The organism is Vibrio sp. OPT20 (assembly GCF_963889365.1).
Classification (GTDB): domain Bacteria; phylum Pseudomonadota; class Gammaproteobacteria; order Enterobacterales; family Vibrionaceae; genus Vibrio; species Vibrio splendidus.
Map to the genome: position 1 here is coordinate 1 of NZ_CAWPOA010000087.1, position 1,191 is coordinate 1,191.

The following is a 1,191-nucleotide window of genomic DNA, read 5'->3' on the forward strand; positions in this document are numbered from 1 at the left end:
TAACAAACGACTATGGCGTCAATGATTAATTTTTGGCAGTGTTTTCATCCCACATGGCGCCATCTCTCAGCATAGAGTTAAGAGTCACAACCATCTTTCGAACACACGCGATTATTGCGACTTTCTTAGGCTTTCCGGCAGCTACAAGTCGAGCATAAGTTGCTTTGAATACGGGGTTACATTGCATGGCTGACATCATTGCCATATATAACACTGTGCGTACTTGCGCTCGACCGCCTTGGATCACGCGCTTACCTTTGTAGCGCCCACTTTCGCGTGTTATTGGAGCGACACCAATTAGTGATGCCGCTTGTTTATTTGTGATGTAGCCAAGTTCTGGTACGTTGCTAATTATTGATGCAGCGGCAATGCTTCCTATTCCAGGGACGCTCTGCAATATTGTGTTTTTAGCCTGATATTCAGGGCTATCTTCAATGAGTTTAACGAGCTTTTCTTCTAACTTGGTGATTTGATTTTTTATCGTGGTTAGCATCGGTTTGATAGTCGGATGGAGAGAAGCGGGAAGTATCTGGATTCGGTTCTTTTCCATGGTTTGCATGGATAACAACTGGTTTCGGCGAATGACTAAGTCACTCATTAGGCGTATGTTTTTTGGCTTTATGACAGTAAGAGCTGGTTTGATTGCTTCTCCATAGTGAGCAATCAATTCTGCATCTAAACGATCATTTTTGGCTCTGCGGCCAATAGCACCAGAGAACCGTTTTATGTGGACAGGATTTGCTCTGACAATAGGTAATTGAGCCTCTGCACATGCAAGAACAAAAGGCATTTCTAATCGGCCTGTTGCTTCAATAACGATTCGTTCAGGACTGTGACTCTTAATCGTTTTGAGTGCTTTTTTGATGCCTTTATCATTGTTCTCTACTGAGAAAAATAGGTCTAGTGGCCTGATGTGGATGTCTAATTGTGTTTTGCCGGTATCAACTCCAACGTTGATGCTTTGATTGATTTTGGTATTCATAATAAGCTAACTCATGCTTGCGTAATGCGGGTTCGAGACCCAGTCGACTATTCGAGGTTTATGCTTGAAGTCCTATGTAGCGTTCATGTTTGTTATCGGTCTCTCGATAGAGGAGCCAGCGTTTAAACGAACTACTACATAGAAAGCTTTAGTTGCAGCTAAAGCCTGGGTCTCACATTACCCGATTGGAGTGCTTATTATCCATACAA

Annotated in this window: 1 protein-coding gene; it reads right to left on the bottom strand. The window is 42.8% G+C overall.

The window, feature by feature from the left end; all coding sequences use genetic code 11:
* Positions 1-25: 25 nt before the first annotated feature.
* A complete protein-coding gene (locus AACR09_RS19370; protein WP_193835572.1) occupies positions 26-982 on the bottom strand; it encodes an IS110 family transposase in 957 nt (318 codons plus the stop codon).
* Positions 983-1,191 lie beyond the last annotated feature (209 nt).

Excerpts from the sequence above, each read along its gene's own strand:
- AACR09_RS19370 (WP_193835572.1), bottom strand. The coding sequence starts at position 982 with ATGAATACCAAAATCAATCAAAGCATCAACGTTGGAGTTGATACCGGC.